Source organism: Polynucleobacter asymbioticus (assembly GCF_018687575.1).
GTDB lineage: Bacteria > Pseudomonadota > Gammaproteobacteria > Burkholderiales > Burkholderiaceae > Polynucleobacter > Polynucleobacter asymbioticus_C.
Genome location: NZ_CP061297.1, coordinates 547936 through 568215, shown reverse-complemented (window position 1 = coordinate 568215; position 20280 = coordinate 547936). Strand labels below are relative to the sequence as shown.

General features: G+C 46.9%; 25 protein-coding genes and 1 tRNA gene. 7 read left to right on the top strand and 19 right to left on the bottom strand.

The genetic code is table 11. The annotated features are described in order from the left end of the window. Nucleotides 1–5 precede the first annotated feature (5 nt). From soxA to AOC19_RS02915, 6 genes are all read right to left on the bottom strand, one after another. Nucleotides 6–791 carry a sulfur oxidation c-type cytochrome SoxA gene (soxA, locus tag AOC19_RS02940; RefSeq protein ID WP_251368072.1) on the bottom strand — a complete coding sequence of 262 codons (786 nt, stop codon included), beginning with the start codon at nucleotides 789–791 and terminating at the stop codon, nucleotides 6–8. After that, the gene (locus AOC19_RS02935) at nucleotides 788–1117 is read right to left on the bottom strand and encodes a thiosulfate oxidation carrier complex protein SoxZ (RefSeq protein ID WP_215377441.1); all 330 of its coding nucleotides are present in this window, start codon (nucleotides 1115–1117) and stop codon (nucleotides 788–790) included. The genes soxA and AOC19_RS02935 overlap by 4 nt, the downstream gene beginning before the upstream one ends. Then, nucleotides 1114–1578, bottom strand: a complete 465-nt coding sequence (locus AOC19_RS02930) for a SoxY-related AACIE arm protein (protein ID WP_215377439.1) — start codon at nucleotides 1576–1578, stop codon at nucleotides 1114–1116. The genes AOC19_RS02935 and AOC19_RS02930 overlap by 4 nt, the downstream gene beginning before the upstream one ends. A gap of 23 nt (nucleotides 1579–1601) precedes the next feature. Continuing rightward, complete coding sequence (gene soxX, locus AOC19_RS02925; protein WP_251368071.1) at nucleotides 1602–1943, bottom strand: sulfur oxidation c-type cytochrome SoxX; 342 nt, start codon at nucleotides 1941–1943, stop codon at nucleotides 1602–1604. 139 nt (nucleotides 1944–2082) lie between these two features. Further along, nucleotides 2083–4308: a xanthine dehydrogenase family protein molybdopterin-binding subunit gene (locus AOC19_RS02920; protein ID WP_215377435.1), complete on the bottom strand. Its 2226-nt coding sequence runs from the start codon at nucleotides 4306–4308 to the stop codon at nucleotides 2083–2085. A gap of 9 nt (nucleotides 4309–4317) precedes the next feature. Continuing rightward, on the bottom strand, nucleotides 4318–4767 hold the full coding sequence (locus tag AOC19_RS02915) for a (2Fe-2S)-binding protein (RefSeq protein ID WP_215377433.1): 450 nt from the start codon (nucleotides 4765–4767) through the stop codon (nucleotides 4318–4320). Nucleotides 4768–4899: 132 nt separating this feature from the next. Here AOC19_RS02915 and AOC19_RS02910 point away from each other — a divergent pair, with 132 nt between their 5' ends. Together AOC19_RS02910 and AOC19_RS02905 are read left to right on the top strand one after the other, a co-directional pair. Beyond that, nucleotides 4900–5253 (top strand): CidA/LrgA family protein, encoded by a 354-nt coding sequence (locus AOC19_RS02910; RefSeq protein WP_215377431.1) that lies wholly within the window; start codon nucleotides 4900–4902, stop codon nucleotides 5251–5253. Next, on the top strand, nucleotides 5250–5975 hold the full coding sequence (locus AOC19_RS02905; RefSeq protein WP_215377429.1) for an LrgB family protein: 726 nt from the start codon (nucleotides 5250–5252) through the stop codon (nucleotides 5973–5975). The genes AOC19_RS02910 and AOC19_RS02905 overlap by 4 nt, the downstream gene beginning before the upstream one ends. Nucleotides 5976–6007: 32 nt before the next feature. Here the strand turns inward: AOC19_RS02905 and AOC19_RS02900 are convergent, their stop codons facing one another. Beyond that, the gene (locus AOC19_RS02900) at nucleotides 6008–7357 is read right to left on the bottom strand and encodes an aminotransferase class III-fold pyridoxal phosphate-dependent enzyme (RefSeq protein ID WP_215378049.1); all 1350 of its coding nucleotides are present in this window, start codon (nucleotides 7355–7357) and stop codon (nucleotides 6008–6010) included. Nucleotides 7358–7445: 88 nt separating this feature from the next. On the opposite strand from AOC19_RS02900, the gene AOC19_RS02895 reads away from it, so the two are divergent. Then, a complete protein-coding gene (locus tag AOC19_RS02895; protein ID WP_215377428.1) occupies nucleotides 7446–8435 on the top strand; it encodes a Bug family tripartite tricarboxylate transporter substrate binding protein in 990 nt (329 codons plus the stop codon). A 47-nt stretch (nucleotides 8436–8482) separates the two neighbouring features. Continuing rightward, nucleotides 8483–10072, top strand: coding sequence for a gamma-glutamyltransferase family protein (locus AOC19_RS02890; protein WP_215377426.1), 1590 nt, complete (start codon nucleotides 8483–8485; stop codon nucleotides 10070–10072). A 6-nt stretch (nucleotides 10073–10078) separates the two neighbouring features. Here the strand turns inward: AOC19_RS02890 and AOC19_RS09345 are convergent, their stop codons facing one another. The 5 genes from AOC19_RS09345 to AOC19_RS02865 form a co-directional block, all read right to left on the bottom strand. Then, nucleotides 10079–11404, bottom strand: coding sequence for an ATP-dependent DNA helicase (locus AOC19_RS09345; RefSeq protein WP_215377424.1), 1326 nt, complete (start codon nucleotides 11402–11404; stop codon nucleotides 10079–10081). 19 nt (nucleotides 11405–11423) lie between these two features. Continuing rightward, a complete protein-coding gene (locus AOC19_RS02880; protein ID WP_215377422.1) occupies nucleotides 11424–12194 on the bottom strand; it encodes a formylglycine-generating enzyme family protein in 771 nt (256 codons plus the stop codon). Nucleotides 12195–12257: 63 nt separating this feature from the next. Next, nucleotides 12258–12333, bottom strand: a tRNA-His gene (locus AOC19_RS02875). A gap of 64 nt (nucleotides 12334–12397) precedes the next feature. Beyond that, nucleotides 12398–13480: a tRNA dihydrouridine(20/20a) synthase DusA gene (dusA, locus tag AOC19_RS02870; RefSeq protein WP_215377420.1), complete on the bottom strand. Its 1083-nt coding sequence runs from the start codon at nucleotides 13478–13480 to the stop codon at nucleotides 12398–12400. Nucleotides 13481–13487: 7 nt separating this feature from the next. Next, on the bottom strand, nucleotides 13488–14381 hold the full coding sequence (locus AOC19_RS02865; protein ID WP_215378046.1) for a pseudouridine synthase: 894 nt from the start codon (nucleotides 14379–14381) through the stop codon (nucleotides 13488–13490). A gap of 114 nt (nucleotides 14382–14495) precedes the next feature. On the opposite strand from AOC19_RS02865, the gene AOC19_RS02860 reads away from it, so the two are divergent. The 3 genes from AOC19_RS02860 (at nucleotide 14496) to AOC19_RS02850 (ending at nucleotide 16114) form a co-directional block, all read left to right on the top strand. Next, nucleotides 14496–15269 carry a sulfite exporter TauE/SafE family protein gene (locus AOC19_RS02860; protein WP_215377418.1) on the top strand — a complete coding sequence of 258 codons (774 nt, stop codon included), beginning with the start codon at nucleotides 14496–14498 and terminating at the stop codon, nucleotides 15267–15269. A gap of 112 nt (nucleotides 15270–15381) precedes the next feature. Beyond that, nucleotides 15382–15807 carry a universal stress protein gene (locus AOC19_RS02855; protein WP_215377416.1) on the top strand — a complete coding sequence of 142 codons (426 nt, stop codon included), beginning with the start codon at nucleotides 15382–15384 and terminating at the stop codon, nucleotides 15805–15807. Between the two features lie 70 nt (nucleotides 15808–15877). Beyond that, complete coding sequence (locus AOC19_RS02850; RefSeq protein WP_215377415.1) at nucleotides 15878–16114, top strand: hypothetical protein; 237 nt, start codon at nucleotides 15878–15880, stop codon at nucleotides 16112–16114. Between the two features lie 28 nt (nucleotides 16115–16142). Here AOC19_RS02850 and AOC19_RS02845 read toward each other — a convergent pair whose 3' ends face one another. From AOC19_RS02845 to modA, 7 genes are all read right to left on the bottom strand, one after another. Further along, nucleotides 16143–16442, bottom strand: coding sequence for a helix-turn-helix domain-containing protein (locus tag AOC19_RS02845; protein ID WP_114652461.1), 300 nt, complete (start codon nucleotides 16440–16442; stop codon nucleotides 16143–16145). Further along, a complete protein-coding gene (locus AOC19_RS02840; RefSeq protein ID WP_215377413.1) occupies nucleotides 16439–16762 on the bottom strand; it encodes a type II toxin-antitoxin system RelE/ParE family toxin in 324 nt (107 codons plus the stop codon). Before AOC19_RS02840 ends, AOC19_RS02845 begins: the two co-directional genes overlap by 4 nt. Before the next feature lie 95 nt (nucleotides 16763–16857). Continuing rightward, nucleotides 16858–17577, bottom strand: a complete 720-nt coding sequence (gene arsH / locus AOC19_RS02835) for an arsenical resistance protein ArsH (protein WP_215377411.1) — start codon at nucleotides 17575–17577, stop codon at nucleotides 16858–16860. Continuing rightward, nucleotides 17578–18630 (bottom strand): ACR3 family arsenite efflux transporter, encoded by a 1053-nt coding sequence (gene arsB / locus AOC19_RS02830; RefSeq protein ID WP_215377410.1) that lies wholly within the window; start codon nucleotides 18628–18630, stop codon nucleotides 17578–17580. It abuts the gene before it with no gap. Next, nucleotides 18627–19106 (bottom strand): arsenate reductase ArsC, encoded by a 480-nt coding sequence (locus tag AOC19_RS02825; protein WP_215377408.1) that lies wholly within the window; start codon nucleotides 19104–19106, stop codon nucleotides 18627–18629. The genes arsB and AOC19_RS02825 overlap by 4 nt, the downstream gene beginning before the upstream one ends. Beyond that, nucleotides 19106–19432, bottom strand: a complete 327-nt coding sequence (locus AOC19_RS02820) for an ArsR/SmtB family transcription factor (protein ID WP_215377406.1) — start codon at nucleotides 19430–19432, stop codon at nucleotides 19106–19108. Before AOC19_RS02820 ends, AOC19_RS02825 begins: the two co-directional genes overlap by 1 nt. Before the next feature lie 37 nt (nucleotides 19433–19469). Next, the gene (gene modA / locus AOC19_RS02815) at nucleotides 19470–20222 is read right to left on the bottom strand and encodes a molybdate ABC transporter substrate-binding protein (RefSeq protein WP_215377404.1); all 753 of its coding nucleotides are present in this window, start codon (nucleotides 20220–20222) and stop codon (nucleotides 19470–19472) included. Between the last annotated feature and the right edge of the window lie 58 nt (nucleotides 20223–20280).

Sequence of the window (20280 nt, the reverse complement as noted above, 5' to 3'; positions counted from 1 at the left end):
GCACTTTATGGGCGAACCCCTGGAGTTTCCAGGGGCATTCCCCTCGCTCGCCACATCAAAAATAGCTCTAACTGAGCCATCTCTTTCGAGCCATACTCAAACTGCTGAGCGCGCACCCCACTCATACAGTTGCGTAGGCGTCTTTGCAAGGATCCCATGGTCTGCCATTCAATCCGATAAATGGGGTATGCAGTCGGATGTCCCTGGGGAATAAGGCTTCCACCCAGCTTTAGACCAGCACGATCTTGATGGCATTGGGCGCAAGACAAATTGAGTTGCCCCATTCTTTCATTGAAGAATTGACGACCTTGTTGCAGGTCTTTTTTATTCTGAGGCGTTTCTTGAATGGCGATTGGCAAGCCCTTAGATTGTGTCGCCACAAATGTTGTCAACGCCAATAACTCTTTGCTTTCATAGGCAAGAGCTGGGGCTGCTTGCTGTGAAACACGGCACTGATTGATTTGCCCCTCTAGGGTCTGCAACTTACCCTTCATCATCTTAGGAAACTGTGTCGCAACACCGGTCATCTTTTTTCCAGAATCGCCGTGGCAAGTTGCACAAGACACATCCTTCTTTCCAGCCTTTTCTTTCCAGAGGCTATGACCATCCATCACCCAAAACAGGGCCGGATTTAAATTGGGGTCATCTTGCATTGCCCGGTTCTCTGCAGTCATTAACTCATAACTAGATTGCCGAGCATCTTGTGAAGCCTCCAGCGCTAGGCTGGCATCGACCCCAAGCAGAATTGCCAACACAGGTATTGCACGACAACAGAAAGCAAAAAGATTCACGAGACGGTAATTTGCGCTTGATTGGTGGCCTCATAACCGTTATCCCCTACCCACTTAAACACGAGCGTGCCAGAGGCAACTGCCACGGTTGTAAAGATGACGAGGGGATTAGCGCCGATGCCTGGATAAAAATCTGCCCTGAAGACCTCTTCGCCGTTGTATTGGCAGGTAAACAAACGAATGAGATCACGAGGTATCCGTTTACCATCCTCTGAATACCGATAACCCGTCTCCATATCATGCTGAGCAATTGCCCGAATCTCAATGATGGAATCTTTTTTTGCCTGGGATGGCATCGTAATGCCTGTACGAGAGGTCTTACTCATATCATCTCCGTGCAAGCAGAAAGCGTTACCAAGGTATCAGCAGATCCCCGCCAAAAGCTGCCATCACTCATTTGTGCAATGGCCCACACCCGTTGCGAGTCAGCCAGCCTAACCCGAGTAGTTAACTCAGCGCGACCAGATCGTGGCGTGAAATAAGCAGTAAACATATTGGGGGATGGATTTGCCTCTGAAACTACATGCACCGCCTTAACGTAATCATTTGCCGTCATAGGGCTCTCGATGGACAACTTGAGAACTACCAAGTTGCCACTCTCTACCAGGGGCGGGATCACCAACTTCACCCGGCCATCACGGACAGTATTTGCGCCGACAATTTTTGCGATCGTCTCCATGGCTTCCGGCTTCTTTGCGATAGCTACACTCGGAGCTATCCAGCTTGATATACCCAAAAGACCGAGTGCGGATAAATACCTGCGCCGGCTCAGCTTTAATTCAGTCATATTGATTCCGTTATTTTGCTTAGTTATCGAAGACTTACTAAAAATGCAACAACATCCTCTATCTCCTGGCCAGTGAGGATAGTTTGATTGGCAAACTTAGGGGCTACACGGTTCAGGTCAGTGCTACGGTAATAGGCTGGCATGATGCTGCTTGGATTAAAGCGGCTCGGATCAACCAATCGTGCCCGCAATTGAGCTGGAGTAGATCGACCCACACTAGCAGTCAGCTCAGGAGCTAAGTTACCCTGAAAGCGCTCTTCTGGAAAAGGTCCGCTATGGCACAGCAAGCATAAGCCGACTTGGCGGTTTGCCACAATCGCTCGCCCTCTAGCAACATCACCCGGAGAAGAAGTAAGGGGATTCACAATCGAATCCCCTACCCAGGTTTGAGAGTGCGCTAAGCAAGGTAGGAGAAGAGTCGATGTCCCTAGCAATAAAGCCGCTAGCGTTCGCCTCATTCCTGCTTGCCCATGACCATCTACTCCATCCTATTCATTACTGCAATTAAACCAACTTAATGCCACTGTTTTTCAATGGTACGGTACGCAAGCGCTTACCAGTGGCGCGGTAGATTGCATTCAGAACAGCTGGCGCTGCAACTGCAATGGTTGGTTCACCAACGCCACCCCAGTCTTTACCACCACCTTGGATGATGATGGTTTCCACCTTAGGCATTTGGGATAGGCGAATGGAGTTAAACGTATCAAAGTTCTTCTGCACAACCGCACCTTTCTCAATCGTAATTTCTTCTTCGAAGAGAGCAGATAAACCGTAAACAAACGAACCAGAAACTTGACGCTCAACTTGCGCAGGATTCACTACGTAACCTGGATCCGTTGCAGCCACAATGCGGTGAATTTTCACCTCATTGCCATTGGTCACGGAAAGCTCACAAGCAGCAGCAACGTAACTACCGAATGAACGCATCTGCGCTAGACCACGGAAGACGCCTGGTTTAGCTGGCTTGGTCCAACCAATACCATCAGCTACGGCATTCAATACCGCTACTGCACGCGGGAACTTTTCCATATGCTTACGGCGGAACTCGACTGCATCAACGCCAGCTGCCTCAGCCATCTCATCCATGAACGTTTCCAGGAAGATGGCATTTTGATTGACGTTCACCCCGCGCCAGAAACCTGGTGGCACAGTAGTGTTACGCATTGCGTGATCAACCATCAAATTCGGGAAGCTGTAAGTAATACCATGCTCACCAGCAGCGTCTAGCCCCTGGAATACCACGGGATCCTTACCCTTATTCGCAGCAACCACTGCTGGGCGTACAGCCGCCAAAATAGATTGGCCAGACAAACGCATATTCAGACCAGCGATATTTTTCTTATCATCTAGCGCTGCAGTCATTTTGCACATCATGACTGGGTGATAGCGGCCTTGCGTCATATCTTCTTCGCGCGTCCAAATTAACTTAATTGGCGTACCTGGCATTTGCTTGGCGATATTGACAGCTTGGGTTGTGTAATCTTGGAAGGCTCCGCGGCGACCAAATCCTCCACCGAGGTTTACCTTATAGGCATTGCACTTTTCTGCTGGCAAACCAGATGCTGCGATCACAGCTGCTAGAGAAGCTTCACCGTCCTGAGTAGGAACCCAGGCCTCACAAGAATCTGGCGTCCACTTTGCAGTTGCAGTTTGTGGCTCCAGGGTTGCATGATTCAAGAATGGATAAAAGTAAGTTGCCTCAATGGTTTTGGCAGCCTTGCTAATCGCTTCTTTTGCATCGCCATTAGAGTTACCTACAAATGTATCGTTTGCAGTAAGGCCCTCCTCCAACATCTTCTTAATAGAAGCACTAGAAAGATCGCCGTTTGCGCCGTTGTCCCAAGTGATGTTGACTGCATCCAAGCCAGTTTTAGCTTGCCAGAAAGTTTCTGCAATCACGGCAATAGCGGTATCACCTACTTGAACGACTTTCTTCACTCCCTTCATGCTGGAGGCTTTAGAAGCGTCATAGCTTTTTACCTTGCCCCCAAATACAGGAGACTCTTTAATGGTGGCAACCAACATACCGGGCAACTTGAGGTCAATTGCGTAGACTTGCTTGCCGGTAACTTTGTCAGCCGTTCCATCAATACGGTTCATTGACTTGCCAATCACAGTCCACTCTTTAGGATCTTTAAGAGGGATTTCTTTTGGCACATCTAACTGAGATGCAGCAACTGATACTTTTCCAAAGGTAGTTTTGCGGCCAGATGGAGTATGTGTAATCACACTGTCTTTAGCAACGCACTCGGATGCAGGAACATTCCATTGGTTTGCAGCAGCTTGAACGAGCATGATGCGAGCAGCTGCGCCGCCCTTACGCACATACTGCTCAGACGTACGAATACCGCGACTGCCGCCAGTGGAGTAACTACCCCACACTTTATTACGCTTGAGGTTCTCGGTAGGCGATGGGTACTCATAAGAGACTTTTTTCCAGTCGCACTGTAATTCTTCGGCAACCATCTGAGCCAAGCCAGTAATGGTGCCTTGACCCATTTCAGAGCGCACGATACGGACAACGATGTCATCGTTTGGCTTGACCACTACCCACACACCAATCTCTGGTGTGGCCAAGGGCGCCATAGAAGTAGCACCCGTTCCCATTGCAGCATTTGCAGAAGAGATGAAAGAGAAGTCAAAGCCAATTGCCAGTCCAGTTGCAATAGCACTAGAGCCAACAATAAAGTGGCGACGTGAAATATTGGTAGAAGTTGTATTTTTAGTCATGATCGCTCCTTATGCCTTGCTCACAGCATGAATAGCATCACGCACTTGTTGGAAAGTTCCGCAACGGCAGATGTTGGTTACTGCGGCATCAATCTGGGCATCTGTAGGTTTTGGGGTGTTGCGCAATAAGGCGGTAGTTGCCATCACCATGCCGGACTGGCAGTAGCCACATTGCGGCACCTGGTTATCAACCCATGCTTTTTGCACTTTGGAGAGCTGACCATTTTTTTCTAGACTCTCAATCGTCTCAATCTTTTTACCGGCAGCTGCACTCACCGGAATCATGCAGCTACGAATTGCTTGACCATCAAAGAGTACGGTGCAAGCACCGCACTGACCCACGCCACAACCATATTTAGTACCCGTCAAACCGACATGATCTCGTATCACCCACAACAAAGGGGTTTCTGGATCAACATCCACCTTGTACTTTTTACCGTTGACGTTTAAGTCAGCCATGAGTGCTCTCCTAAGTGTTTTTGTATTGAAGTCTTACCCATCAGATAAAGACCCTGCTTTTGTTGTGTTTATATTAACCAAGAAATAATTTATTGCTATGCAACATATATTGCGGAGCAGTAAGATCGGAGCATGATCTCTGGCCTTGTCCAAATTCTTCTATTTCAAAGCTTAGGTGAACTTGTTTCCAAGTTTGTCTTACCCACCCTCCCTGGCCCCGTTATTGGGCTTGTACTTCTGATTGTTTGGTTGGTACTGCGCAAGGGCATCAATCATGAGCTCGCCATGGTAGCGGATGGCTTTAGCCAGTATCTTGGTCTCTTATTTGTTCCTGCAGCGGTTGGTGTAGTGCTATTTCTACCCCAACTCAAAGCCAATGCACTAGCAATTGTGAGTGCATTGGTAGGTAGCGTCATTTTGACCATTGCCACCAGTGCAATCGTTGTTCGCTTTTTAAGCTCAAAACCTAAAGAGGTAAATCAGTGAGCGAAAAGCACTCCATCGTCGAGATCTGGGTTTACTTATCGGGCAGCCCTTTATTTGCACTTTTTATTACCTTGGCCGCCTATCAAATTGGCCTAACTATTTATAAAGCTACAAAACAGAATCCTTTGGCCAATCCTGTAGCAATTGCGATTATCTTGGTGGCCAGCATTATTCAATTTGTTGAGATGCCGTATTCCACCTACTTTGAAGGTGCGCAGTTTATTCACTTCTTATTGGGCTCGGCAACCGTCTCGCTGGCCATACCCATCTACAGAGGCTTAAGTAGCTTGAAGGGTCGATCACTTCCCTTGCTAGCATCTTTGATTGCAGGCGGCTTGGTGTCGATTGTGGGCGCCGTCAACATCGCTAAATTATTGGGGGCTGACTCCAGCATTACCGGGGCCATGTACCCCAAATCTGTAACGGCACCAATCGCCATGGGTATTGCTGAGCGTATTGGCGTATCCCCAACTTTGACAGCCATCTTTGCTGTTACCACCGGAATACTAGGGGCGATTTTGGCGCCATTTATTCTGAATGCACTCGGAATGAAGGCTTGGTGGCAGCGTGGTTTTGCAATTGGTATCGGCGCACATGGCATTGGAACCTCACGTGCATTTAGCATTCACCCAGAAGCTGGGACTTATGCCAGTCTAGCGATGGGAATGAATGGGGTGATTAGCGCAGTAGCCATCCCCATTCTGTATCACCTATTCAACTAAGCAACTAAGGTCCCACCGACTGCTTGATGACATTAAGCGATCTTCATCGCATCATCAATCGCATCACTTAATACGCTCACCAAAAATTCAACCTCTGCAGGCGTTGAAATAAATGGAGGGCCAACAGCAATCGTGTCGTTTGTAATGCGGACTAATGCACCTCTTTGAATACAGGCTTCCAAGGTCTTCATTGCTCTCAAGCCTGGTTTTCCGGCAATGGGAACCAAGTCCACCGCGCCCGAAAGACCAAAGTTGCGAATATCCAGTAAGCCTGTTTTTCCTTTGAGGGCATGTAAGGAATTTTCCAAGACGGGCTCTAGGGCTTTAGCGCGATTCACTAGATCATCAGACTCAAAAATATCCAAGACTGCATGGGCAGCAGCCGTTGGAATTGGATGACCAGAGTAAGTGTAGCCGTGGAAGAATTCAATAGCCTGCTCTTGTCCACCTTGCGACATGATGGCATCGTAAATATCTCCACGCACCAACACACCCCCCATTGGAATCACACCATTGGTAATCGCTTTAGCAAAGGTGATCATGTCTGGAGTGACACCAAATCGATCTGCGCCAAAGTTTGCACCTAGGCGACCAAAACCTGTAATCACTTCATCAAAGATCAGTAAGATGCCGTGCTTTGTACAAATATCTCGAATCTTTTGTAAGTACCCTTGTGGCGGGACAAGCACTCCTGTTGAGCCCTGTACTGGCTCCAAAATCACTGCAGCAATCGTATTGGCATCATGCAAGGTGACAATGTTTTCTAGCTCGTCAGCCAGGTGCGCACCCCAAGTAGGCTGCCCTTTAGAGAACGCCATTTGAGAAAGATTGAATGTATGCGGAAGATGATCAACGCCATTCATCATCATGTTCGCGAATGCTTTGCGATTAGCAACAATGCCGCCAACAGAAATACCGCCAATACCCACACCGTGATAGGCACGCTCACGACCAATCATGCGAAAGCGTGAAGCATTACCCATACAACGATGATAGGCAACAGCCATTTTGAGTGCGGTATCTACTGCTTCAGATCCTGAGTTAGTAAAGAAGACTTTATCTAAACCGGCTGGTGCCATGTCAACAATGCGACTGGCTAGGGTAAAGGTAGCCTCACTTGCCATCTGAAATGCAGGGCAGTAATCCATGGTTTCGTACTGCTTTTGAATCGCTGCACCAATACGTGGATCGGCATGCCCCAATGGAGAGCACCACAGACCTGAAAGACCGTCAAATAATTTTCGACCATGGTCATCAAAGTAGTAAGCTCCTTTAGCCGACTGCATCACTTTTGGATTTTGATGAAAGTAGCGATTCGGTGTGTATGGCAGCCAATAGGCGGACATATCAATCGCGCTAGGAGTGTTTGCAGCTACTGTCATATTTGTCTCGATGTTATTTTTAATTTGTCTCACACCTGAGGGTGCGTTTTCCAATACTATATTACTCATTAACTAACTGGATACTGAAATGAATACTTTACGTTGCCTCTCCAAAACACTCCTCGGACTCTTGCTACTCAGCGGCTTATCTGGACAAGTCATGTCAGCACCAGATACGGATTGGCCTAAAAAACCGATTGTTGCCATCCTGTCATTCCCTGCAGGCGGCTCGACTGACGTGTTTGCACGTGCAGTAGCAGCCCCACTTGGTGAGGCGCTTGGGCAGTCTATCGTGATTGAAAATAAACCCGGTGCTGGCGGCATGATTGGTTTGGGCGCTGCTGCAAAAGCTGCTCCAGATGGCTATACGATCCATATTAGTGCGATGACTAATCAGTCTATTTCACAGGCACTCTTTAAAAATCCTCCAGCAGACCTGACAAAGGATTTTGCGCCTGTTGCCCTGATCGGCACCATTCCACACCTGATTGTGATTAACCCCACAGTCCCCGCTAAGAACTTAACAGAGCTCATTGCCTTTATTAAATCTAAAAAGGGTGACTTTAATTACGCCTCCCAAGGTAACGGTAGTCTCTCTCACCTTGAGTCCACCATGTTTATGCAACGTATTGGCGCTACCGGCACACACATCCCATACAAGGGTAGCTCTTTTGCGTTACCAGATTTAATTGCTGGCAATACACTTATGATGTTTGATAGCGTGACAGCATCCTTGCCGCATATTCAGAGTGGTAAGTTACGCCCTATTGCTATTGCCGCTGCAGAACGCTCACCACTCATGCCTAATGTACCTACATTGGGCCAAGACGGCATGAAGCAATTTGATGTTGAAAACTTTTACGCGATCTATGTTCCCAAAGGTACTTCACCAGCCATCATTGCAAAAATGGAAAGAGAAATCCGTAAGATTCTCACGAACCCTGACTTCAAGGCGCGTCTTGCTACCCAAGGTATTCACCCACAATTTGCGAACTCAGAGCAATTGGCTGTGATCACCCAAAGTGAGCAGGAAAAGTGGGCCAAAGTAGTTAAAGCAGCAAACATTAAAATCGATTAATTGCCCATTCGTTTTGCACACACCCATTTATTGAATAGATTAGATCCATGTTGATATCACCCCCTTTTGGTGGCGGCCGCGCCCCAGTCTTAGCTAAGAATGCTGTTGCAAGCTCTCAGCCATTAGCAACACAAGCCGGTATCGAGGCTTTACAAAACGGGGGTAATGCTGTCGATGCAGCTCTCGCTACAGCAATCACACTGACTGTGGTTGAGCCCACCATGAATGGTTTAGGTGGTGATGGCTTTGCATTAATTTGGGATGGTAAAAAGCTGCATGGCATGAATGCCTCCGGTCGCGCTCCAGCAGCCTGGACGCCAGACTACTTTTCTGGCAAAGCGGCCATGGATTTGATTGGCTGGAATACCGTAACAGTCCCAGGCATGGTTTCGGGATGGATTGAGTTATCTCGCAAATTTGGCAAATTGCCTTTTGCGCAACTCTTTCAGCGTGCAATTGACTATGCCGAGAATGGCTTTCCTGTTTCGCCAGTGATTGCGCGCCAATGGCGTGAAGCGATTCCGATTCTCAAAAATCAACCTGGCTTTAGTGAGTCATTCTTAATTGAAGGCAAGTCTCCTGCGGCTGGTCAAATCTGGCGTTACCCTGCTCAAGCGAAAACACTTCGCGAGATTGCTGAAACTGAAGGTGAATCTTTTTACACTGGCAAGCTAGCTCAAAGCATGGTCGACTTTGCCCAAAGCACTGGCGGCTGTTTTACGATGGCAGACTTCGCCGCCAATAAAACCGATTGGGTAGAGCCATTGGCTTTTGACTATGGCGACTACACCCTGCATGAGATTCCACCAAATGGTTCAGGCATCGTTGCGCAGATGGCGCTTGGTATTTTGCAAGCGGCAAATGTGAAGCAATATCCAGCAAACTCTGCACAGCGTATTCATCTACAAGTAGAAGCGATGCGGATTGCTTTTGCTGATGCTTACGCACACGTGTCTGACGCCAGTACGATGAAGGTACCAACCAGCGCCCTACTAGATAGAGACTATTTGGCCAGCCGTGCTGCACTCATTAATCACAATCAAGCAGGTACTTATGGCGCCGGAGATCCTCATGCTGGTGGCACCGTTTACCTGTGCGCCGCTGATGAATCCGGCATGATGATTTCTTATATTCAGTCGAACTTCAAAGGCTTTGGTTCTGGAGTGGTTGCTCCTGGCGGCATTGCTTTCCATAACCGCGGTATGAGTTTTAGTTTGGTCGATGGCCATCCCAATCAAGTAGCGCCGGGCAAGCGCCCTTTCCATACGATCATTCCAGCATTCCTGATCAAAGGTAGTCAGCCAGCAATGGCATTTGGCGTGATGGGTGGCAATATGCAGCCACAAGGACATCTTCAGTTTGTGATGCGCTTTGTTGATGAATATCTCAACCCCCAAGCCTGCTCAGATGCACCGCGCTGGAGAATTGATGATGTGGGCAAACTGACTGTTGAAGCCTCTATGCCAACTGCAGTAGTCGAGGGACTAAAGGCAATGGGGCATGAGCTGACTGTGATGCCAGCCAATAGTTTGGACTTTGGAAGTGCTCAAGCGATTGCCCTATTGAGTGAAACAACGAATGAAGCCTATATTGCTGGTAGTGATCATCGCCGCGATGGCTTAGCTGCCGGCTTCTAAGGCAAATTAAGCTGGTAAGCAATTAAGATAAAAGCGTTTCACCTCTTGATCACAGCTTACATCTTTGGGCTGTATGGGTTGCTCTAGGGTAATGCCCTCAATCGAGGTGCAACGGCTTAGTGCGACATATACCTGTCCCGATGCAAATGCACCAGAAGATAAGTCGACCTTGATCTTATCGAGGGTCTTGCCTTGACTCTTATGAATAGTGACAGCCCAAGCTAGCATTAGCGGGATCTGCACAAAGGTACCAATGATGTTTGGTGAAATCTTTCCAGACATCATGTCGTGATCATAGCGATACGACTCCCACTGATGCCCTTTGACTTCTACTGTATTAGAGTAAGGCCCGTTTTGTACCATGACCTTCACGGTGTTGGGTAACAACTCACGAACCACCCCGATCGTGCCATTGACCCAGCGCTTAGGAAAGTTACTATCGGTTGCCGTAAACATGACCTTTGCACCCACCTTGAGAGTGAGCTGATTAGGCGATGGCAGATTGCGATCATCTACATTGAACTTACCCGTACTATTACCGGTATAGACCTTGGCATCGGTTGTTAATGCTCGCAGACCTGCGCCATTGATTTGATCGGCGCGTGCATTGGTCGTAGTCAAAGTAATTGTTTGTTCATCGATCTCTTTTTTAGTTTCATAACAAACTGCATTGAGGGTATCAAGCGCTTCATCAATATCTTGATTAATGCGAATTTGATTGAGCAGTCCTGCAAAGTGCGCATCCTTCTGACGGAAGATCTTGGATAACTCCACCATCGTCACATCTTTACGATGCAGCGCATTAGCGCAAAAGAAGTAAGGCCCTTCATAACCGCGCTCAGATAGTACTTGCATATCCGCTTGAGATACAACTGGCGGCAACTGAAATAAGTCCCCTACAAACATCACCTGAATGCCGCCAAAGGGTTGGCTCTTATGTGGGCCGTTAGCGCGCAGAAATAAATCTATCGCATCCACTACATCTGCTCGCACCATGGAGATCTCATCAATGATGAGTAGGCGAATATCTTTATAGAGGCGCTTATCTTTTAAAGGCTTGATATCCTCTTCCGGAAAGATCAAGCGAGGCGGCAGCCGAAAGAATGAGTGAATCGTGACACCCTTCACCTGCAATGCAGCAACGCCAGTTGGTGCAACCACCACTACGTTGCCATGAATATGCTCACGCAGATAGCCAATTAAGGTTGTCTTGCCCGTACCCGCTTTACCGCTAACAAAAATATACGGGTCGTGACGCTCGATGGCATCGATTACATCCTGGTATTCAGGGGTAATTTCAATAGCGGATGGGTCAACTACAGGATTGGTCATCCCTTATTGTTTCATGGGATTAACTAACGCAGCGAAAGCCGATATAAACCACGCCAATATCAGCAGGCTTAGACTCCACATCTGACTCCTTTTGCCGCTCTGGTCCATACCACCAGGAAGCCCCACGAGTAATGAATCCGCCATTGCGCTCAGTTGCGGTCCACTCCCAAACATTGCCACCCATGTCCAATAAACCATTGACGCCTGGCTTGGTCGTGCCTGCAGGCACATGACCAGTACCCCGGTTTAATGCGCCTACTGGTGCTACACCTTTGTATTCACCACAGCCACTTAGGCAATGAGAAACTTCTGGAGTGGCGCCACCAGGAAAGGGATATCGCTGACCCTTGGTATAGCCCGCTGGAGGAGTCTGTCTTTGCTCAAGAAAAGCTGCGGTGGTCCACTCCGCTTCAGTGGGTAAACGCTTGCCATGAAAACGGCAAACAGAGGCAGCTTCAGATTGATTGAGATGGACTGCAGGCTCACTCGCTTTGGCAGCAACGCCATAGGGGGTTTTCCAAGTCCAACCTGGTTTTTTGACAAAGCCAGATTCATAAGAAAGCCCACCACCATTTTTCTCGGCCTGACTGACGAACCCAGTCGCATCAGCAAAGGTTTTGACATCAGCAATCGTCATCTCAGTTTGATCCCAAGAAACATTGCCTACTTTTATAGTGGGAATAGTTGAGACAGGTGCACTAGTTGCAGTAGATGGTCGCAACATGAAATACAGCGCGATGACAGAGAGCAGCACACCAAACAGAATTGGAAGAATGTCGAATTTTTTCATGGCTAAAATCGAGAAAAATAAAAAAGCTCCACAAAGGGAGCCTTAGGATACTGCAATATTCGGTGGGGCGAACGACGGGGCTCGAACCCGCGACAACCAGAATCACAATCTGGGACTCTACCAACTGAGCTACGTCCGCCACTGAAGACTTAGATTATAGCTTTTGAGCTAAAACCCTGTCAAAAATGGCTTAGATGGGCGATTTAGGCTCCTTCAAACTCAAAAGCAGCCCAATCCCCCAGGGTCAGACTGGCATCGATAAAGAAGTCCACAATAGCGGCCTTACTTTGGACTTTAGCCAAGGCATGGTGGTCAGAAAGGCGCTGGCGCCAGTAACGCGAACCCGCCCTGCCATGAGCTAAGCCCAAAATATGACGGGTAAAGGCACCGATATAAAAAGGCTTCTCTTTAGCGCGACATTCATCAAACCAGGCTTGGACTTGTTTCACTAACGCAATCTGAATACGGTGCCATTCCGTCTCACTAAAAAGATAGCCAGCAGCGTCACCATGAGTCTTGATCATGTCATCCCAACCCAGCAACATTGCAGGGAAATGATAGGCCGCTCTGCCCACCATAAAGCCATCAAAGTCATCCCAGTGACCAGCAATTTGTTCATTGCTTTCTAGTCCGCCATTGAGCAATACCTTCAGGCTCGGAAATTGCTTTTGCGCATCCAGGCGAAGCTTTGCAGCAACCTCATAACGTAATGGTGGTTTACTACGATTTTCTTTTGGGGATAAACCTTTGAGCACAGCATTGCGAGCGTGGATAGTTACCTGGCTCGCACCAGCATCCGCTACGGCAAGAATAAAGTTCAGAGCAAATTGATAATCTGCTTCAGAATTCGCGGCGTCCATAGAATCTAAACCAAGACGATGCTTTACAGTGATCGGAGTATCTACAGCCGCCTTCATTGCTTTGACGCAATCGGCAACGAGTTGTGGCTCAGCCATTAAGCAAGCACCAAAGGCGCCGCGCTGAACGCGCTCAGAAGGACAACCGCAGTTGAGATCAATCTCGTCATAGCCCCACTGCCGAGCCAACTCTGCAGCTTTAGCCAAATCTGATGGCTCCGATCCACCCAACTGAAGAACAACCGGATGCTGCTCTTGCGAATAATCCAAATGACGCGGCACATCCCCATGAATGAGTGCACCAGTAGTAACCATCTCGGTATAGAGCACAGCATCTTTAGTCAGAGAACGATGAAAAGAACGACAATGACGGTCGGTCCACTCCATCATTGGGGCAACGGCTAGTCGTTTAGCAGGCTTTACAGTCATACGCGTTTCAAGCAAGCACTCTTGGGCTAGCAAAGGATCTTTCTTGCCCTGTTATCGGGTCTTTGAAATGAATCTCTTTTGCTAAGAGTTGCAAGGGTTTGGAAAAGTCCAAATCATACTCTTGATAGGGGGTCAGGATTGGGTAGATTTGATCATGCCGAATAGGAATACCCAGGCTATTAAGATGACAACGCAATTGGTGCTTCTTGCCGCTACCCGGAGTTAGGCGGTACTTCGCCCAGGGCTTGCTTACTTCAAGTAATTCAATCAAGGTATCAGCATTGGGCTCGCCCTCTACTTCCTCCATCTGCAGGAAATGCTCAGATTCCTCCAGCCTGCTTTGATAAGTCATCGGCAATTGATTGATGAGGTCTTCAGAGTATGGCGCAATCGCCTCATAGACTTTTTTGACTGCGCGATCCCTAAACAAGTTTTGATATTGAGCTCTTTGATTTGGATTCACAGAGAAGATCACTAGGCCTGCCGTATCGCGATCAATCCGATGCATCGGACTCAGATTTTGAATACCCGTTTTTTTCTTTAGGCGATTTAATAGCGTTTGATGCAAATAAAGACCACTAGGTGTTACCGGTAAAAAATGGGGTTTATCTGCCACCAGAATATATTCATCCTGAAATAGAACTGTTTCATCAAAAGGTATTTCCGGTTCTCTAGCCAAGCGCCTGAAATACAGCAAGTGGATATTAGGAATATAGGCAGCATCCGCAGCAAGTGCCTCACCCTCTTGATTAAATATCAGACCTTCTGCAAAACGCGCTTCCCACTCACCCTGATCAACATGCGGGAAGGTGGTGATAAAGAAATCCAACAGACAGGCATGATCTTGCCCAGCAGGCAAAAACACCATAGATGAGGAGACGCCTTCAGCATTGACTTTCATTTGCACTAGATTATCCACCTCCGCCTGGGCAAATAATAGAATCCAAAAGCATCCAGAATGAAACCCCTCTAAAATGAGCTGGGATGTACAAAAGAACTAAAAAATTCATAGACAATGCTTGAACTCTCCGCTTTCGATCTCGGCCTCTTGCTGGCCTGCGCCCTATTTGCAGGCTTGGTCGATTCCATTATTGGCGGCGGTGGAATGATTCAAGTGCCGGCCCTTTTTGCAGCCCTTCCAGGCTTTCCACCAGCCACCTTGCTATCAGTGAATAAGTTTGGCTCTATCGTAGGAACAATTGGTTCGGCCATTCAGTACAGTCGAGCCAATAAGAGTCCTTGGGGCTTGGTAATCATCTCCTCTTCCTGCGCTTTTTTTGCTTCGGTTGCAGGGGCTTACCTTGTGACTCAATTGCCAACTGAATGGCTTAGGGGTGCCCTGCCATTTTTATTGCTGGCACTACTGATCTTTAACATTAAATCGAATGCAGGCCTAGTGCATGCGCCTAAGCATGAGCATCGCAAACAAAAAGCGATCGCGTCTACTGGTGCCGGCATTATTGGTTTTTATGACGGCTTTCTGGGGCCTGGAGCAGGTGCTTTTTATAAGCTCTTCTACACCCGTGTACTAGGATTTGATTTTTTGCGGTCTGCAGCACCGGCAAAGTGCCTGAACATTGCCTCCAATTTAGGTGCGCTATGTGTGTTTTTCTATCTTGGCTATTTTGACTGGCAACTGGGCCTACTAATGGCCGGCGCCAACCTGATAGGGGGTCAAATTGGCACTAAGATTGCACTGAAGCATGGCAATTCCTTTATTCGTAAGGGCTTCTTTATTCTAGTAAGCATTCTCATCGTCAAGACCTTCTACGATGCCTTTCTGAAATAAGCACAGAATCTATATATCAATAGATTACTAGGTTATTCGTAGATTTATGGCAATTTTCATAGTAAATTAGTCATATGCAGGTGCAGTTTATTAACTATAAATAGAGGGACAAATGAAAATACTTTTACCAGTCGACGGCTCAAAATCTTCACTCAATGCAGCCAAGTATGTTGGGAAGCTAGCTAAAGATTTGCGCAGCAAATGCACCGTAACCTTGATTAGCGTCCATGACGATATTGGCCTGGGTCATGTCAAGCAGTTTGTGGCTAATAGCGTCATCGATGACTACCTCCGTGAAGTGAGCGAGAAAGATCTCAAGGCAGCCCAAAAGGCGCTTGATACTGCTGGGGTTAAACATAATATGGTGATTAAGCGTGGCAACATTGCCAAGGAAATTATTGCCTTGGCCAATAAAGAAAAGTTTGATCTTATCGTCATGGGCTCAAAAGGTCGCAGTGGTATTGTTGACGCCATGATGGGCTCTGTTGCTCAGAGAGTCAGCAACACAGCCAAACAAGCTGTTTTATTAGTTAAATAAGTATTGAGGTTAATCAATAGATTAACTTCAATAGGCCGTCCCTGTGACGGCCTTTTTGATGGGTTACTAAATGAGTATTTTGCTTCTCTTGCTCGCTCCAGGAATTTTTGCCATCTACTGGCTGATCCGCCTGCAGATATGCCTTTCTAGAGCTCGCTATCTCGTAGATACCTACGGTATGGATCGTAAAAAATTGCAGAAGTTATCCTGCAAGGAGCTCAAGAAGCTCCGGATATCGATTGATGAGCTTAGACACGCCAATGATGCTTTTGCTTTAGAGAATCTTGTTAGGTCATTTAGAGCATAGCCAATAATCATTCGAAAATAGCTGATACTCAGACTAGGTGTAATTCGACTCTCTTACCTAAGGCAGCAGCATACTTTCGGAGCGTACTTAAACTTGGGGAGTGCTTTCCAGTTGCCAAAGAGCTTTCGAGCCTTGCTATAGCAGGAGCTTGTGTACCCATTCTGCGAGCCACTTCAGCCTGAGATAAACCTGCGGCTTTACGAGCCTGCAGTATTTCATCAAGAATAGCAAACTCCTCTTTATTTAAACGCTCGACTTCAGCCTTGACTGCTGGATTTTTTAACATCTTGCTAACTGCTTGTTTATGGGTCAATGTCTTTGTCTTCATAATTTCACTTCCCTCATTCTCAACTTAGCCAGCCTTAATTCTTTATTGGGAGTTTTCTGCGATTTCTTAATAAAGCTATGCAACATCACAATCTCCCGCTCCACCACGGTACAAAAGAAAACTCTTGCAATCCCCTCAATACCCTTTAGCCTAAGCTCAAATAAACCACTTCCAAACGAATCGGTATGTGGCAAACCTAAATGCGGCCCATATTCAATCATCCGCTGTGTCAAAGCAATGTAGCGTGCCTGCAAAGAAATAGGTAAATCAAAAATTTGCTCCAATACATCGGGGCTGTAATAGCTAATGGTGTAGGTCATTCAATGATGCTAACAAATATGTTATCATCAAACAACCATGTTGCGCAAGGGCCATCCAATAGCGAGGGTATGTAGACCTCACGAATCTTAAGAGGCTAAATGGCCCTTTGATTTACCCGCTTAGATAATTCCTCGGCAGACTCTTTTCGTTCGCTGTAGCGATCTGTCAAGTATTCACTAATTCCACGAGTCAATAATGTGAACTTATAGAGCTCTTCCATGACATCCACCACGCGATCATAGAAGGAGGATGGTTTCATGCGCCCGTCCTCTTCAAACTCCGCAAAAGCCTTGGCAACTGATGATTGATTGGGGATGGTAATCATCCTCATCCATCGGCCCAAGATACGCATTTGATTGACAGCATTAAAGGATTGCGATCCTCCACAAACCTGCATTACAGCCAAAGTCTTACCCTGAGTTGGTCTCACAGCACCATCCGCTAGTGGAATCCAATCAATCTGCGTTTTTAAGAGTCCAGTCATCGCGCCATGTCGCTCTGGTGAAGTCCAAACCATACCCTCTGCCCATAAAGCCAGTTGACGTAACTCCTGTACCTTTGGATGGCTATCAGGTGCGCTATCAACCAAAGGTAGTCCAGTAGGGTCAAATATTTTGACCTCCCCACCCATCGCGGTTAATAATCTGGCCGCTTCAAAAGTCAGAAGTCTACTAAAGGATCTCTCACGCAGTGATCCGTAGAGCAATAAAAATTTAGGCGCATGATCAATAGAGCTTGTGCTAAGTTTTTCAATTTCAGGAATCTGAAAAAGATCCTCCACTAGAGATGGGAATTGGAGCGGGGATTCAAACATTTAAGCTTTTTCCTTTTTGAAAAAACTTTCTTTAAACCACAAAGCCACCGTCACTAGACCAATCATGATGGGCACCTCAACCAAGGGGCCTATGACCGCAGCAAAGGCAGCTCCAGAATTGATACCGAATACTGCAATTGCTACCGCAATAGCCAACTCAAAATTATTACTTGAAGCGGTAAACGACAGCGTGCAGCAGCGTTTGTAATCAATCCCCATCTTGCTAGTCACAAAGAAAGTCAGCAAGAACATGATGAGGAAGAACACGAGCAATGGAACAGCGATAGTGACGACATCCATTGGAAGCGTTAAGATCACCCCGCCTTTAAGGCTAAACATCACGACAATGGTAAAGAGCAACGCAATTAAAGTGATCTTGCCAATACGCGGTACAAACTGCTCGTGATAATGCGCTTTAGTCATGAACTTGAGCATCACCACCCTTGTCAATATTCCAGCAATACAGGGGATGCCCAAGTAGATAAAGACACTCTCAGCAATCTGCCCCATACCTACACTGATATTCGAGCCAGCCAGGCCAAAGTATGGTGGCAGCACAGTGAGGAAGAAATAGGCATAGACACTAAAAAACAGTACCTGGAAGATCGCATTAAATGCCACCAAGCCGGCAGCATATTCAGCAGATCCTTTGGCCAGATCATTCCAAATAATCACCATCGCAACACAAGGTGCAATACCAATCAAAATGAGGCCGGCCATATATTCAGGTTGGTCAGGTACAAAAGTAATCGCCAAAAAGAACATTAAGGTAGGCGCAATAATCCAATTCATCAAAATAGAGATGGCAAAGATACGCTTATCTTTAAATACGTCAGGCAAGTCTTCGTAACGAACCTTAGCAAAGGGTGGGTACATCATCAATATCAAACCAATAGCAATTGGAAGATTTGTAGTGCCGACCTGAAAAGAGTTAATAAACCCCTCAACACCAGGAATGAAATGGCCTAAGGCAATACCGACTGCCATTGCCACAAAAATCCAGACCGTTAAATAGCGATCCAGGAACGAGAGTTTTTTAGTAATGGAGCTCATGCTTTGCTATGAATTTCTTTAAGGCTCATGGAGTCGAGTTTTTCTAGTGGCATTGCAGCCAAAATATCTAAGCGTCTTTTAAGTCCATTCTTCACCTCATGAAATGCTGCCCTCTTCTCTAAATCAGTACCCTGTACTTGTGATGGGTCAGGAAAGCCCCAATGCGCAGTAGCAGGCTTACCGGGCCAGAATGGGCAAACCTCGCCAGCTGCGTTATCGCAAACTGTCACAATAAAATCCATCTTGGGTGCATCTTCTAGACCAAACTCATCCCAACTCTTTGACCTCAACAGAGTGCGATCCATACCCAGCTCCTCTGCAATATCTGCTGCAATCGGATTAACGCTTGTGCCTGGTGTTGAGCCTGCTGAATAACCTACAAACTTACCGCTGGGATGGGTGGATGCTAATGCCTCACCTAGTACCGAGCGAGCAGAGTTATGGGTGCATAAGAAAAGAATGTTGTACTGTTTCATTAGGCTTTGACCTTCTTAACGGTTTTAGTGGTTTTACATGGCTTACCACCGCAGCAGTTCGCCAAGAGAAATTGACTCAGTTCTTCGATCATTCCTGGATTTGGACGATAGATGAGGTTGCGACTTTGGCGCTCAACCGTAATGAGATTGGCTTGGTAAAGCTCTTTTAGATGAAAGCTGAGTGTCGCATTGGGTATGCCCAGCATTTCATGGATTTGCGATGGCAACAAGCCCTGATCCCCTTTTTGAACAATCAGACGATATACGTTTAAACGGGATTCTTGTCCTAAGGCAATCAGCGCTTGGATAGCTTCGGTGTTTTTCATATTTCCATAATAATCGAACTATATTACAAATTGATGACTACGGCGCCACAAAACCATAACGCACCATTACTTGCTTAGACTTAGGCTCTTGCAGGTAAAGGTAAAAATCTTTAGCGCTTGGGGCGGTATTTTTGATCAGGGCCATCTTTTGCCTTAAGGGCTTATGCAGATGATCTGGTATCAATACAGAGTTAGATTGAGATTGCACCTGGGGTGATATGGCTAGAGATAAGGCTGAAATTGCAAAATCTGCCGAACCAGTTAAGGCAAACGTCGTTGCTTGAGAAATGTTTTCCCCAAACACTAGCTTAGCTTGAGCTTGATCCCAGACCCCCATGCTAATGAGATATTCTTTTGCGGCCCTGCCATATGGCGCATGATCTGGATTGGCTATGGCAATTTTCCTGGCCTCCCTAATCGCTCTTATCAACCCCTCTTTATCTGAGCTGAGCTTAATGGAGCCGCTTTTTTTCTCCAGTAGAACAATTCTGCCGATAGCATATAAACTTCCCTTGTCTACCGTTAGGCCATTCTTATTTAAGTCATCTACATAAGCCTCATCAGCAGACATGAATAAGCTAAAAGGTGCACCATTTTTGATTTGCTGCCACAGGACACCTGAAGAACCAAATACCAGCTTCACATCTTGGCCTTTATCGGCCTTATAGCTGGCGGCAATCTCCTCTAGAGCAAACTTCAGATCTGAGGCCGCAGCTACCGTTGGCGCAGTTTGAGCGATGGAGATGGCGCCATAAAGAGCCAGCAAGCTTAAAAAAATACTTTTAATCATGGTCGTTTCAATTCTCTATTACTCATCATTGCTTAGTGTAGCGAGTTTTAGTTTTTGA